At 28.9% G+C, this 15156-nt stretch carries 13 protein-coding genes and 1 riboswitch; of the genes, 6 read left to right on the top strand and 7 right to left on the bottom strand.

Annotated elements, in window-relative coordinates; genetic code table 11:
- Positions 1 to 5: 5 nt before the first annotated feature.
- Positions 6 to 1064, bottom strand: coding sequence for a FecCD family ABC transporter permease (locus tag BN2409_RS09795; RefSeq protein WP_053956456.1), 1059 nt, complete (start codon positions 1062 to 1064; stop codon positions 6 to 8).
- 120 nt (positions 1065 to 1184) lie between these two features.
- A riboswitch (cobalamin riboswitch) is annotated at positions 1185 to 1361 on the bottom strand.
- A gap of 163 nt (positions 1362 to 1524) precedes the next feature.
- On the opposite strand from BN2409_RS09795, the gene BN2409_RS09790 reads away from it, so the two are divergent.
- The 3 genes from BN2409_RS09790 (at position 1525) to BN2409_RS09780 (ending at position 4104) form a co-directional block, all read left to right on the top strand.
- Positions 1525 to 2373, top strand: a complete 849-nt coding sequence (locus BN2409_RS09790; protein WP_242847947.1) for an ABC transporter ATP-binding protein — start codon at positions 1525 to 1527, stop codon at positions 2371 to 2373.
- Entirely contained in the window at positions 2374 to 3105 is a 732-nt protein-coding gene (locus tag BN2409_RS09785) for an ABC transporter permease (RefSeq protein ID WP_053956455.1), read from the top strand.
- Positions 3106 to 3408: 303 nt separating this feature from the next.
- Positions 3409 to 4104 carry a cobalt-factor II C(20)-methyltransferase gene (locus tag BN2409_RS09780; RefSeq protein WP_053956454.1) on the top strand — a complete coding sequence of 232 codons (696 nt, stop codon included), beginning with the start codon at positions 3409 to 3411 and terminating at the stop codon, positions 4102 to 4104.
- 52 nt (positions 4105 to 4156) lie between these two features.
- On the opposite strand, the gene BN2409_RS09775 is transcribed toward BN2409_RS09780, so the two are convergent.
- The 5 genes from BN2409_RS09775 to pepF form a co-directional block, all read right to left on the bottom strand.
- Complete coding sequence (locus BN2409_RS09775; protein ID WP_053956453.1) at positions 4157 to 4924, bottom strand: enoyl-ACP reductase FabI; 768 nt, start codon at positions 4922 to 4924, stop codon at positions 4157 to 4159.
- Between the two features lie 13 nt (positions 4925 to 4937).
- Positions 4938 to 6335, bottom strand: a complete 1398-nt coding sequence (locus BN2409_RS09770) for a peptidoglycan D,D-transpeptidase FtsI family protein (RefSeq protein WP_053956452.1) — start codon at positions 6333 to 6335, stop codon at positions 4938 to 4940.
- A complete protein-coding gene (locus BN2409_RS09765) occupies positions 6328 to 7554 on the bottom strand; it encodes an FtsW/RodA/SpoVE family cell cycle protein (protein WP_053956451.1) in 1227 nt (408 codons plus the stop codon). The genes BN2409_RS09770 and BN2409_RS09765 overlap by 8 nt, the downstream gene beginning before the upstream one ends.
- A 5-nt stretch (positions 7555 to 7559) precedes the next feature.
- Positions 7560 to 7985, bottom strand: coding sequence for an FHA domain-containing protein (locus tag BN2409_RS09760; RefSeq protein WP_053956450.1), 426 nt, complete (start codon positions 7983 to 7985; stop codon positions 7560 to 7562).
- A 139-nt stretch (positions 7986 to 8124) separates the two neighbouring features.
- Positions 8125 to 9927 (bottom strand): oligoendopeptidase F, encoded by a 1803-nt coding sequence (gene pepF / locus BN2409_RS09755; protein ID WP_053956449.1) that lies wholly within the window; start codon positions 9925 to 9927, stop codon positions 8125 to 8127.
- 167 nt (positions 9928 to 10094) lie between these two features.
- Between pepF and ytvI the strand changes: the two genes are divergently transcribed.
- Together ytvI and BN2409_RS09745 are read left to right on the top strand one after the other, a co-directional pair.
- The gene (gene ytvI / locus BN2409_RS09750; protein ID WP_053956448.1) at positions 10095 to 11150 is read left to right on the top strand and encodes a sporulation integral membrane protein YtvI; all 1056 of its coding nucleotides are present in this window, start codon (positions 10095 to 10097) and stop codon (positions 11148 to 11150) included.
- A gap of 234 nt (positions 11151 to 11384) precedes the next feature.
- Positions 11385 to 13319 (top strand): type I glutamate--ammonia ligase, encoded by a 1935-nt coding sequence (locus BN2409_RS09745; protein WP_053956447.1) that lies wholly within the window; start codon positions 11385 to 11387, stop codon positions 13317 to 13319.
- Between the two features lie 13 nt (positions 13320 to 13332).
- On the opposite strand, the gene BN2409_RS09740 is transcribed toward BN2409_RS09745, so the two are convergent.
- Positions 13333 to 14109 (bottom strand): hypothetical protein, encoded by a 777-nt coding sequence (locus tag BN2409_RS09740; RefSeq protein ID WP_053956446.1) that lies wholly within the window; start codon positions 14107 to 14109, stop codon positions 13333 to 13335.
- Positions 14110 to 14262: 153 nt separating this feature from the next.
- Between BN2409_RS09740 and BN2409_RS09735 the strand changes: the two genes are divergently transcribed.
- Complete coding sequence (locus BN2409_RS09735; RefSeq protein WP_053956445.1) at positions 14263 to 15102, top strand: mechanosensitive ion channel family protein; 840 nt, start codon at positions 14263 to 14265, stop codon at positions 15100 to 15102.
- The last annotated feature ends 54 nt before the right edge of the window (positions 15103 to 15156 follow it).

The raw sequence follows: 15156 nt of genomic DNA, 5'->3' as shown, positions 1-15156 counted from the left end.
TCCCCCTATCTTAGGGATTTATTTCTCGTCATAAATATGTAGATAAAAAATGGTCCTCCTAATAAAGTAGTCAATACTCCAACAGGAATTTCCACATTCATAAGAGTTCTTGCACCCGTGTCTGCTAAAAGTAACAATTCTCCACCTAAAAGTGCGGACAAAGGAATCAAAATCCTATTATCTGATCCTACTATAAATCTTAACATATGAGGAACAATAAGTCCTACGAAACCAATCACACCACTTACAGATACACACACAGCAGTAATCAAAGATCCACAAATCAAAAATATTTTTTGAATTTTTTGAGTATCAATTCCTAATGCTTTTGCTTCCTTTTCACCTAAACACAAAAGATTTAAATCCTCTGAAAAATATATACATACCATCATACAAAATATAATAATTGGAACACTAATGATCACATGTTCCCAGTTTCTTGCAGCCAAGCTTCCCATAAGCCAATTGACAATAGCTGAAACATTTTCCCCTGCCATGCTTTTCAAAAGCTTAATTCCTGCAGATAAAATAGAACTTACAATAATCCCTGCAATAATTAAGTTGGTAGTACTTAAATAACCTTTTACTTTCGCAATGCTCATGACAATTCCTAGTGTTAAAAATGCTCCTATAAAAGCAAATACAGTTACAGAAACATGAAAAGAGTCTACAAATAAATTTAGATAAATTGCCATAGTAGCTCCAAAGGCTGCTCCTGAGGAAACCCCCATTGTATAAGAATCAGCTAATGGATTCATCAAAAGAGATTGAAAAACAACTCCAGAAACTGCCAAACCACTTCCTACTATGATAGCAATTAAAGCTCTTGGAATTCTTATATTCCACACAATTACTTCATAAGATTGTTCAATGTTTGTATACAGTTGCATATTTCCTGTGATTTTTCCAATAATAATTTTAACTACATCCATAGGATCTATAGATGCTTTTCCTAGATTAATCGAAAATAGAAAAGTACAAAATAATAAAATAATAAAAACAATGGCTACAACTTTTTCTTTATAACGTTTTTTTTGTAATATATGTATAAATTTATTTTCCATTTTTCCTCCAATCTTTCAGTTTTTTATGCATACAAAAAAGAGCTTTTGGAAAAGCTCTCGGATATACATAAAAATGGAATAACCATTTTCAAGCATATTCCACTTTCCCTCCGAAAGATGGATATTATTAAATATTAGGCAGGTCTCCTGGCTTAGCTTCATTTTACTTCTTTTCCTTCCCGGATTGATTCCAGTGGACACTCAAAGTTTCATCTGCTTTACAGTAGCGGGGGCTGCAGTGGCTTTTACCACTTTCTCTTTTCATTCTTTTTAGAAACCTAATATTAATTTATTCAGTTTTGATCATCTAAATTATACAGAATCATTTATGTTGTGTCAATGCGATTTGTCTTTTTTAATTGATATAAAATGTCATAAATTTATAATCTTATATTGATTAATTAATTTGATTCTGTTAGAGTTATAGGAGAATTTTATTCAAAGAAATGGGGCGAAGTCTGTGGACCACATCATTTCAATAAAAGATGTAACCAAAAAATATGAAAATTTTATTGCTGTGAATCATCTGAATCTAGATATTGAAAAGGGTAGTTTTTTAGGACTTTTAGGACCTAATGGAGCAGGAAAAACTACTTTAATCAAAATGCTTGTAGGTTTACTCAAGCCAAATAGTGGGAACATATACATTAAAAATCAAAAAATGTCTAGATCTAATTCCTTTTTAAAAAACACCATTGGAATTGTACCTCAGCATATTAATTTAGATAAAGAACTTTCTGTCAAAGAGAACCTTATCTTTGCTGCTAAGCTTTATAAATTAAAAGGAAAAGTAAGAGAAGAGAAAATAGAAAATCTTTTAGAGTTTTCTGATCTTAAAAATATCCAAAATAAAGCAGCTAAACATTTATCTGGAGGTATGCAAAGAAAACTAATGATTACAAAAGCTTTAATCAATGATCCTGAAATCTTATTTTTAGACGAACCTACTGTAGGAATTGATTTAAATACAAGAAGAAAAATATGGGACATGCTAAAGGGTATGAAAGATATGGGAAAAACGATTCTTCTGACTACTCATTATATTGAAGAAGCGGAATGTCTTTGTGATAAAATTGCTTTAATGGATCAAGGAAAAATATTTTATTGTAATACAAGTGAAAATTTAAAAGGAAACTTGGGCACTTTTACTGTAGAACATTTTAATGATCATAATATTACAGAATATAATTATTTTGATTCTTTAGACGAAGCAAAATTATATGCACATTCTCTTTGTGATGAATACATATTAAGAAATACAAATTTAGAAGATGTCTTTTATAATTTTACAAATAGGAAGGTAATATAGATGGAAATTTTGACAATACTATGGAGAGAGTTTGTTTTTTTTAAAAAAAGAGCCTTTAAAATTACTTCAGCTGCTGTCATAACCCCTCTTTTGTATCTTCTTGCATTTGGGTGGGGATTAGGCTCTAATGTGTCTATAGAAGGATTTAGCTATCTACATTATATTATTCCTGGTGTGATTGCTATGTCTACTATGCATACAAGCTTTAATGCCGTATCTTTAAGAATATCTGTAGCAAGACTGCATGAAAAAAGCTTTGAATATTATATGACTGCTCCTGTAAATATGTGTTTGCTTACTTTAGGATATGTACTTTCAGGAGCATTAAGAGGAATGTATGCAGGATTGATTATTTTAATCGTATCTTATATGTTTGGTGCTTATATTCATATCTCTTTTTCATTTTTATTTATATGTTTTCTAAATAGTATGTTATTTGCAGCTTTTGGATATTTTGCAGCCATGATCATTAATACTCACTATGATATGAATAGATTTACAAGTTTTATTATTACTCCTATGACTTTTTTATGTGGTACTTTCTTTTCTTTACAAAAAATGCCTCATATCATTAGAGGTTTTATTAATCTTCTTCCTCTTACCCATGCTATATCAGGTCTTAGAAATATAGCATTAAAAGGAGAGAGTAGTTTATTTTCTATCATGATTTTATCTTTATATTTTATAGTGTTTTACGCCTTAGGTGTTTATACAAGTTACAGAGAAATATAAAAAATTCGCATATTCCTTCGGAATTGCTCATGGCGCCAACGAAATTCTTTTATTTTATTCAGAATTTCCGTTGCTTAAAATTTGATGAAAATCTAACTTTCTAAAATTATCCACAATTTATTCATTTATATAATTTACTAAAGAATAAAAAGTCTTCTTTAGAAGATTTATAAGTCGACTTTTTTGAAATACATAACGAAAATTATAGACTGATCTATAAGCTTATTAAGTATATAATTTCCTATGTATTATAAATAATAGGAGGGGGGAAATGCAAATACTTAAATAGTATTTGCAAGCGATATGGCAAAATTTTATGGAATTGGTACAGGTCCTGGAGACAGCACATTAGTTACCATCAAAGCAGTAAAAACAATAGAAAAATTAGATCTTTTAGTTACACCAGAACCAAAAGAAGGAGGAGATAGTCTCGCTTTATCTATCGTAAAAGAATATATTCTTCCTACTACGGAAATTCGTCAAAGACATTTTCCTATGAATTTCAATGATGAAGAAAAAAATAAAGCTTGGCAAGAAATTGCTGATGAAATCGAAAAAGAAGTTAAAAATGGAAAAAATGTAGGATTTATTACTTTAGGTGATCCAATGCTTTATAGTACCTATGTATATATTTTGAATCTTTTAAAAGAAAATATAGAAATAGAAACGATTCCTGGAATTAGTGCTTTTTCTAATATTGCATCTAGTCAAAACTTTCCACTTGTCATGGATAGAGAAGCATTAGTCGTACTTCCTTGTACTGCTGATGAAGAAAAAATTGATTTTACTCTCCAACACTATAATTCTATTGTACTGATGAAAGTATATAAAAACTTTAAAGAAATTATTGAAAAACTAAAAAAATATAATTTAATTCAACATGCAATTTTAGTAAGCAATTCTTCTTTAGACAAAGAAGTGGTCTTTACAGATTTAGAAAATATTACACAAGAGCAAATTTCTTATTTCTCTACTATATTGATCAACAAAGAAAATTAACAATTAATATGCTCATAAAAAATGCAGGCTGATTACACTCAACCTGCATTTTTTAATATCCTAATATATTATATCCTCCATCTACATGAATAATTTCTCCTGTGATTCCACTACTTAAATGACTTGCTAAAAATACAGCTGTATTGGCTACTTCTTCTGTTGTTACCAATCTCTTTACAGGTACCTTTTCTTCAAATTCCTTTAACATCATATTAAAATCTCTAATTCCTTTTGCTGCTAATGTTTTAATAGGTCCTGCTGAAATCCCATTTACTCTTATATTATACATTCCTAAATCTGCTGCTAAATATTTGATACTCGCATCTAGTGAAGCTTTTGCAACTCCCATTACATTGTAGTTTTTTACAACTCTCTCTCCTCCTAAATAAGTAAGAGCCATAATACTTCCACCCTCATGCATAAGAGTCTTTGCATATCTAGACACAGCTACCAAAGAGTAAGAACTAATATCTTGTGCCATCTTGTATCCTTCTCTTGAAGTATCTATGTACATTCCTTCTAATTCTTCTTTTTTAGCATGAGCAATGGAATGTACAACTCCATGTAACACGTTCCATTTACTTTTTAATTTATCAAATGTATTCTTGATTTCTTCATCATTTGTAACATCACACGGCAGAAGATAAACATCCATATCTTCTGTTAATCTCTTTATTTTATCTAATACTTTCTCTCCTTGATAAGTAATACAAATATTTGCTCCTGATTCATAAAATGCTTTGGCAATAGCCCATCCAATACTTCTTTGGTTGGCAATCCCCATAATCACAATGTTTTTATCTTTTAATAATTGATACATTTATTTCTCCCCTTTATTTGAGTTTATTCAAGGCAGCAATCATTAAATCTCTTGCAATAGGTGCTGCACTTGACCCTCCAGTTGATCCAATATTTTCAAGTACTACTACTACACAGACATTTGGATCATCAGCTGGAGCAAATCCTACAAACCAAGCATGCTCCTTATCGGATTCATTCTCTGCAGTTCCTGTTTTTCCTGCAACTTTTATATTTCTAATTTTTGCTTTTTTTCCTGTTCCTTGATCTACTACATTTACCATCATATCTTTTATTTCTTGAGATGTCCACTCATCTGTCACACTTCCTAGAATTTGTGGACGAGCATTTTTAATGGTTCTTCCATCAGAACTAAGAATCTCTTTTACCAAATACGGCTTCATTATTTTTCCATCATTCGCAATCGCACTAGCCGCCATAACCATATTCAGTGGAGTCACTAAAATTTTACCTTGTCCAATAGCTGTAGCTCCTAATTCTGGTTTCGTTAGCATTTGTTTTGGAAATATAGAGTTTTTTGTTTTTAAATCAAAAGGAATTTTTTTATTAAACATATATTTTTCCGATGTTTTTTGTAATGTCTCTTCTCCTAACTCGAGTCCCATTCGAGCAAAAGCTATATTACAAGATACTCTCATAGCCTCTTTTAAATCAATTTTGCCATGAACATTTCCTCTATAGTCTCTTAATACATAACCATCAATATTCATACTTCCTCTACATTCAAAATGTTTACTAATATCATTTTCCATCGCTGCCGTCGCAGTAATAATTTTAAATACAGATCCTGGAGTATAAAGCCCCATTGTAGCTCTATTCAGCAATGGACTATTTTGGTTCTCTGTAATTTCATCCCAATGGTCCTTGATTGTAGCTGGATCAAAATCTGGATTACTAACCATTGCATATATTTCACCATTTTTAGGATTCATAAGTATAATAGAGCCTTTTTTACCACTTAAATACTTATGGGCATTATTTTGTAAATCATGATCAATGGTAAGTATTAAATTATTTCCTTTTTCTTTAGGTCCTGTAATTTTTTGTGTAATCTCTACAATAGGATTTTGCTCAATATTTAATAATTCTTTATTGTAAGAAGACTCTAAACCTGATTTTCCATATTCTTTTAAGCTATATCCAATAATATGACTATAAAGATTTCCAAATGGATAATAGCGTACCTGTCCATTTTGAGTTTTTTGGCTATAAGCCAATGTCTTTCCATTTCGATCTGCAATAATTCCTCTTAAAATATGCTCTTCATTGACCCATTGTCTTTTATTGTAATTATTGGTAACCACCTTCGAAGCCTGAAAAACTTCAAAATAACTTAGATAAACTACTAAAGCTATAAAAAGCATAGTAAGTACAATTAATACTCTTATGATTCTTTTATCTGTCTTATCCATTTTCTTCCTCCTGCCTAGGATCCATCTCTTCAGAAGCTACTTGTAAAATTCCTAAAGCAGCAAAACTTGAGATTAAAGAGCTTCCTCCATAACTTACAAAAGGAAGTGTCACTCCCGTTAGGGGAATCATTTTAATAACTCCCCCAATAATAATAAACGCTTGAAGTCCTAGTAAAGTTGTCATTCCTATAGCAACAATTTTAAAAAATAAATTTTGTTGATACAAAGCAATTTTAAAGCCTCTATATACTAAAATCAAAAATAGCATAATCACTCCAATTCCACCAAATATACCCATTTCTTCGCAAATAGCAGAAAAAATAAAATCCGTATGGACTTCTGGAATAAATTCTGGATACCCAAGACCAATACCCGTTCCAAAAAAACCTCCTGATGCAATAGCAAATAAAGACTGAGTAATTTGATATCCTTTATTATCAATATACGTCCAAGGATCTAGCCAAGTAACTACTCTAATCTGCACATGGTGTACCATAAAATAACTTATAACAGCAATAAAAATAGCTCCCACTATATTATAATAAATTAGTTTTCTATTCTTTTCAAATATATAAAAAATCGTCATAAATATAAAATAAAAAATCATAGCTGTTCCTAAATCTCTTTGAATAAATAAAAATCCTATATAAGTATACACAATACCTATGAGTCCATAAGAATTGATCATTTTTTCTTTTTTCCCATAATAAGAAGCCAAAAAAAATACAAATATTATTTTTATAAGTTCTGCAGGCTGAAATCCAAATTTTCCTACTTTGATCCAATTGGTAGCCCCTTTAATTTTCACTCCAAAAATAAGAGTAGACAAAAACAATATAAAACATAAAATCATATAAACTTTTGTCCAATCTTCCCATCCCTTTATCTTTTTAATCAAGCCATAAAATATAAAAAAAGTGGTCATTCCCACACCAAACCAAGTAATTTGCCGAAACCCATAAGAGGGATTAATCCGATAAATCATAATAATTCCTATACTTATAAGCATAGTCATAATCAAAAAAATGTAATGATCTCCAGATGAAGTTTTTAATAGTATAAAATTAGAAATATAGATAATACAAGTAAGAAGTATCCCTGAAATTAAAATAAAATCATCGAAGTTCTCCTTATAAAAATACAAAAGAAATAAAGCCATAATATCTATTAATAAAATTAAATTTTGTGGTGTTTTATAACTCAACAATTTTTTAACCATCTAGATTACTCCTCTATAAATAAAAATTCAATTTGTCCTAGCCTTATACGATCTCCACTTTTAAGTTTTACCACATCTATCATACGATCTCCATTTAAATAAGTTCCATTTGCACTATCTAAATCCTCCACAAAAAAATTTCCTTCATCCCATATAATTTTTACATGTTGATTAGATATGTAAGGATCATTGATTACAATATCATTTTCTTTTTTTCTTCCAATCGTCATAGTTTTTTCAATTGTATACACTTCCTTGACTTTAAATGGAAGCTGCTCTTTACGGTTAATTAATTTCAAGTATGGACGTGACTCTTTTACTTGAGTCATTCCTTTGATATCTAAATAAATCAACCGAATAATTGCAAAAACAAATAAATAAATTACAAAAATAAATAAATATCTAAATATTAATGATAACAAATGAAACATAGACTCACCTACCATATTTTCATTATTTTATTCTACAATATCATGATATAGAATGAAAATCTATAGAACAACAATTTTTTTGTAAGTTTAACCATTTCCAATTACATACATACTCTATATAATAGAAAAGATGCTATTTCTATAGCATCTTCTCCATTTCTTGTACTAGGCTTTCAAAAACTTTTAAAGCTTTATGAATAGGCTCTGTAGTCTTCATATCTACACCTGCACCTTTTAAAAGGTTGATTGGATAATCAGATCCTCCTCCTTTTAAAAACTCAACATAATCTTTTACTGCATTTTTTCCTTCTTTTAAAATTCTTTGTGAAAGGGCAATGGCTGCAGAATATCCCGTAGCATATTTATATACATAAAAAGCATTGTAAAAATGGGGAATTCTTGCCCACTCCATTTTAATTTCATCATCTATTACTACATTTGGCCCATAATACAACTTATTTAAATCTCCATAGATTGTACAAAGTTCCTCTGAAGTTAATGCTTCACCTTTTTCTAACTTTTCATGAATGATCTTTTCAAATTTTGCAAACATGGTTTGTCTATACAAAGTTCCTCTAAATTGCTCTAAATAATGATTCATTAAATATAGCTTTTTATTTTTATCTTCTGTATGATTTAAAAGATACTCCATAAGTAATGCTTCATTTACAGTAGAAGCTACTTCTGCTACAAATATAGCATAAGACCCATAGATATAAGGTTGGGTTTTATGTGTATAATAAGAATGAATAGAATGACCCATTTCATGGGCTAATGTAAATACATCATGAACTGTATCTTGATAATTTAACAAAACATATGGATCACTTGTATAAGTACCAAAAGAATAAGCTCCTCCAGTTTTTCCTTTATTTTCATATACATCAATCCAACCCTCATCAAAACCTTTTTGTAAAATTTGAGTATATTCCTCTCCTAAAGGAGATAATCCTTTTTTTACTATATCTTTTCCCTCTTCATAAGGAATGTGTATTTTTACATCTTTTACAATAGGTGTATACAAATCATACATATGTACTTCATCAAGCTGTAATGCTTTTTTTCTAAGCTCTACATAGCGATACATAGTAGGTAGATGCTCTTCTACAGCATTTATTAAATTATCATAAACAGATACAGGAATATGATCTGTATCTAAAGAAGCTTCTAAAGCAGAAGAATATTTTCTAACTTTTGCATATAATACATCTTTTTTTACACTATAATTCAAAGTAGATCCAATGGTATTTTTTTGATTTTCATAAGAACTATACAAAGCCTTAAATGCATCTTTTCTTACCCTTTGATTGGAACTTTCTAATAATTTTATATATCTTCCTTTTGTCACTTCTATTTCTTCATTATTTTCATCTTGAATTACAGGAAATTTTATATCTGCATTATTAATCATTCCATAAATACTTTTAGGAGCCTGAGCCAATTCTCCCATCTGTGCTAAAATTTGTTCTTCTTCTCTTGAAAGAATATGTTCTTTTTGTCGTAGAAGTTCTTTTAAATAAAAATCATATAATTTTAATCCTTGATTTGTATTTAAAAATTCATTTATTTTCTCTTCTGATATACTTAATATTTCTGGAACCATAAAAGATAAACTACTTTGCACAAAAGTAGCTAAACCTTGAGCTTGATCTGTCATGGCTTGATATTTAGTGATCGTATTGTCTTCGTCTTTTCTCATTTTTGAATATACATATACATTTTCAAGCTTTAAAGATATTTCATCTTGTAAAGTAAGGGCTTTAAATAAAGAATCTGAAGAGTTACCTAATTTCCCTTGGTATTTTACAAAATCATCTGTTAATTTTTTTACATCATCAAAATCCTTTTTCCAAAGGTCATCATTTTCATACATTTTTTCTAATTTCCATTTTAATTCATCAGAAATATCTTTTCTATTTGGAATATTTTTATTCTCTACCATCAAACACTTTCTCCTTTCATATCTTATGATCTTTTTATACACTTATTTTTATTATAACCTTTCTATTCTATTTATCCAATGTTTTCCTTATTTTATGCTATCCTTCCTATAATAATCCATGTCTACCCAACATATAATGATATATCAATATGTTTAGGAGTGTTTTTATGGATAACCTAAAAGAATATATTCCTTTACTTACTCGAATTTTAATTTTATGTATTGCTTTAGGAATCATCTACTTTATATCTACTACTTTAGTTTTTTATATCTTGCCCTTTATTTTAGGCTGGATGATTGCTTCTTTTCTTGATCCTGTCATTATATTTTTCTCTAATGCACTCAAAATTTCTAGGAATCAATCTACTATCATTACTTTATTTTTATTTTTATTTCTTACAGGATCATTTTTTATTTTAATAGGTGGGATTATTATTGTTCAACTTACAAATTTATCTATGTATTTATCTCAAGTATACACTCAAAATCATAATTTGATTCATGAAATTGAACATCTCTATATTCAACTTCCCCCTACTTTTATAAATTCTTTTATTACAAATATTACTGGTTTATTAGAAAATTTTACAATAATCATTGGCAAACTTATTTCATCACTTTTAAGTTTCATCTCAACGATTCCTCAATTCTTAGTATTTCTTTTTGTTACAATTATCTCTACATTCTTTATGGCTAGAGATAAACCTATCATTAAAAAATTTATTGTAGCACAACTTTCTCAAAATGCTATTTGTAAAAGTAGACTCATAAAAAGTGGTCTTTTCTCTGCTTTAACAGCTTATATAAAAGCTCAACTTATTTTGATGCTCATTACCTTTTTAGAAAGTACTATTGGTCTTATGATCATAGGAATTGATTATTTTATTTTAATTGCTTTTTTAGCAAGCATTATTGATGCTCTTCCTATATTAGGTACTGGATGTGTATATATTCCTCTTATTTTGTGGAAACTATTACAAGGATCTTTCATACAAGGTATGGGCTTACTCTTTCTTTATTTACTTATTTTACTAGTAAGACAAATTCTTGAACCTAAAATTTTAGGAAGCCAAATGGGTATTTATCCTCTTATTACTCTTATGGCTATGTATATAGGTCTTAAATTATTCGGTATATTAGGTTTGATGATAGGTCCTGTTTCTGTGGTTATTTTTATAAATTTACAAAATACGGGTCTCATTCCTCCTTGGAAAAAATATTAATTTATCGAACATTTACCTATATAATTATTTTTTTATTCGTATTTATTTATGCATATATATTTTTTTGTATGAATATTTATTTATTTTCAGAAATTTATTATCTTTATTGTATTTTCATCAATAAATAATCTTTACATATTTTAAAAAATATTTTTTTGTTTTTTATCTTTACAAAAAGTTGTATTATGCTATAATTATTCGATATAATAACTTTTTAAGTGACGAGGTGATCTTATGTCAAAAGATATATTATGTTCAGAAACGGATAAATTATTATTTTTACTTTCTCCATCTTCTCATACTCCTGAAGCTATTACTTCTGCTCTTCAAAATCATCCTGAAGTAAAATTTGTATCTTTAGTGGGCGTTGACTTAGGTGGAAACGATACAGACGAAAAAATTCCTGTCGAATTATTTTTAAAAGATATCAAAACCTTTTTAGCACACGGTGTTCAAACAGATGGTTCTAGTGTAGTTCTTCCAAAAATCGCTATTTTAAACAACGCTCAAGTAGATATTATTCCTGATCTATCTGTAAATTGGTTTGTAGATTATAATCTTGATCATATAGATAAAGCTACAAATCTTCCTGTAGGTACCCTTAGAATTCCTTCTTTCCTTGTACACAACGGGAAAAAAGTTGATTCTCGTTCTATCCTTGCAAAAGCAGCAAAAAACTTTAAAGAAAAAATTCTTTCTCTTATCAAAAATAATCCTTATATTATTAAAGAATTGGGACTTACCTCTTTTGAAGAAATAGACGAAGTTGTCCTTACTGCTGCTACTGAACTTGAGTTTTGGGTAAAAACACCTGATGATAAAACAGATAAAGAACAATTATCTACTTCTCAAGTGCTAAAAGAACAGTATTGGAAAAGAACTGTAGGTCCTGTTCGAACTGCTATGGAACAATCATTGATGTGTTTAGATCTTTATGGACTAGAAGCTGAAATGGGTCATAAAGAAGTAGGTGGTGTAAAAGCAAAACTTACAGGAGATGGAAACTTTGATCATATTATGGAACAACTAGAAATCGACTGGAAATATAGTACCGCTTTACAAGCAGCAGATAACGAACTCATTGCTCGTTACATGGTAAAAGATACTTTTATTGCAAATGGTCTTGAAGTTACATTTTTAGCAAAACCTGTGGATGGAGTTGCTGGCAGTGGAGAACATCATCACATTGGTGTTGCCTTAAAACTTAAAAATGGAAAACTTAAAAATCTATTTGCACCTCAAGATATGAAAAAAGATTTTATGAATCCTATGGGCTTTGGTGCTCTCATGGGCCTTCTAAAAAACTATGAAGTCATTAATCCTTTTGTTACCTCTACAAATGATGCATTTAATCGTTTAAAACCAGGTTTTGAAGCTCCTGTATGTACCGTATGTTCTATTGGTCACACTCCTGATTCTCTTTGTAGAAATAGAACTGTTTTGGTAGGACTCATCAGAGATTTAGAAAATCCTTTAGCAACTAGATTTGAATTAAGAGCTCCTAATCCAACAAGTAATACTTATTTGGTACTTGCATCTTCTTATCAAGCTATATTAGATGGAATCACTTCTGTTTTAGAAAATAGTAAGACTTCTAAAGAATTAGAACATATCCTTTCTAAACAAGCTGGAGAAGAAGCTTTCTATCTTGAAAAAGATAGAGCTTATAGAAGTGAAGAAGATGTCTTTGATGACTACACAGAAGAAGAAAGAAATGAATTATTTGGTCAACCTCCTGCTACTGTATGGGATAACTTAGTAAATTTTGATCATCATCCAAATAAAAAAGATGTTTTATTAAAAGATAATGTATTTAATGAAGATATTATTGAGTCTTATAAAACGGCTATATTAACTCAATGGACAACAGAACTTTATAACCGAATTATTCCAGAAAATATGGAAATCGTAAGATGTTGTAAAAAAATTCATGAAAATGAAAATGTGTCTGATTTAGATGTAGTCAATTGGGAAAAAATTAATTATCTACGTTATAAACTCATGAAAGATAATTTAAATAAAAAATCTCTTTTTACACAAATTCGAGAAGCTATAGACGCAAAAGATTATGCTACAGTTTCTAAACTACAACTGAAAATGAGAAGAAAAATAAATGAATTAAGTACATTATATACTCTTTATAAAAGAAATTTATTCGAATTAAAATAAATCCTAGAACCTTCTAGGATTTATTTTTTATAGAATATTTTTTCATATTATTAGATAAATATTGTATCTTTTTTTCCATATCCATAAGAAGCATATTCATCTCCTCAATAGCTGAATTCATTTGCTGCATAGTAGCTCCTACTTCTTCCTTACGACCATCATTTCCTTTAGATACAGTTGAAATCATAACTTGTCCAATCTGTTCCATTCCTGCCCTCATTTCCTCTATTCCCGTTGTAAGTAAATCTCGATCATGATTGATTTGATTGGTAAATTGAACAGTTTGATTTAAAACCTGAGAAAATTGTTCCATGAGCAAAGTCATCATTTTTTCAAGTTTTCCATCTTTATTTTCTGTTTCTTTTATTTCATAAATATGCTCCATCATATCATAAATTTCTTCATAGCTACATCCTGACTCTTTTTTTTTGAATTCATGATTAAATTCCATCCATATATTTTTTGTATCTTTAATAATTTTATTAATAGTTGCTATTGTAATTCCAACAGTAATTAAAACTCCTGTTATACTATTCACCAAAGTATTTTTTTCTATTTTAGATTGTTGACTTTTATACTCACTTAAAATTTCCTTTAATTGCTCCTCTCCATATACGGTATAAGAATTTTCTGACATACAATGATTAATTTTTTCATAAGTTTGCTCATCTAAACTATTCATTAAATTTGTTTTATAAAAAAATAATCCCAAAAAAATAGCCGTAAGAATGAAATAACCTATGAGTAAATAGGTCATCAATACTTTTTTACGCCCTTTCAATATAGGCATATATTCACCTCCTATCCCACCCTCCTTTGTACTACATCATATTCTTGTACAAAAAATATGTGAACTATTTATGAGCTATTCAATTTTAGAATAACTCATCTCCTATTTGTGCAAAATATGAGATAAGTTAAATATTTTAAAGGAAGTGAATCTATGGATCTTACTTTTTTGAAAAATATTCGTATACATTATAGTATTAAGCCTTTTATCACTTCATTGATTATATTAGTGATTTCATTTTGCTTGATTAGATTTGTTATGTTCTTAACTCAAAAAATTATAGAAATTACCAAATTTAATGAACAACGAGAAATGACAATCAAAAGTATAGTAGATTCCTTGTTTGCATATTTTATTTTAATTTTAGCCGTTTTGAACATATTAAGTGAATTTGGATTAATTAAAGAGTCTACCATTGTAACAGGAGCAGGAATTATTACACTTGTTGCTGGCTTTGGTGCTCAAAATTTAATCAAAGACATTATTAATGGCTTTTTTATATTATTTGAAAGGCAAATGAAAGTTGGAGATTATGTAAGCATCAATGAACAATACCTTGGAACTGTAGAAGAAATAGGACTTCGATGTACGGCTATTCGAGAATGGTCTATGAAAAAAATTTATATTCCAAATGGACAAATTAAGACATTAAAAAATTATTATAAAGAAAAATCAAGAGTTATTGTAGAAATTGTAGTACCCTTTGAGGAAAATCATGAATTGGTCAAAAAAATATTGCAAAAAGTTTGTGATGATTTGAATCATCAATATGACGATAAACTTTATAAGATGGGTAATGCAAACTACTCAGAATTTAGCCTTTTAGGGATTGTATCTTTAGACGGTAAATACGGAGGAGCAAAATATATATTAATAGGAGTTGTTCATCCTCACTTTCAATGGTTTTTAAGAAATAAAGCCAATGAATATATATTACAAATTTTTCAGGAAAATAATATTCAAATTGCCTATCCTAAAATTTATACATATTAAAATCCCCATCACAAAGATGGAGATTTTTTATTTTTTTAGCACACATTTTTTATA

It is taken from the genome of Inediibacterium massiliense (genome assembly GCF_001282725.1).
Taxonomy (GTDB): Bacteria; Bacillota; Clostridia; order Peptostreptococcales; family Thermotaleaceae; genus Anaerophilus; species Anaerophilus massiliensis.
Note: the sequence above shows the minus strand (reverse complement) of the source record. Positions and strands in the feature narration are given on the sequence as shown.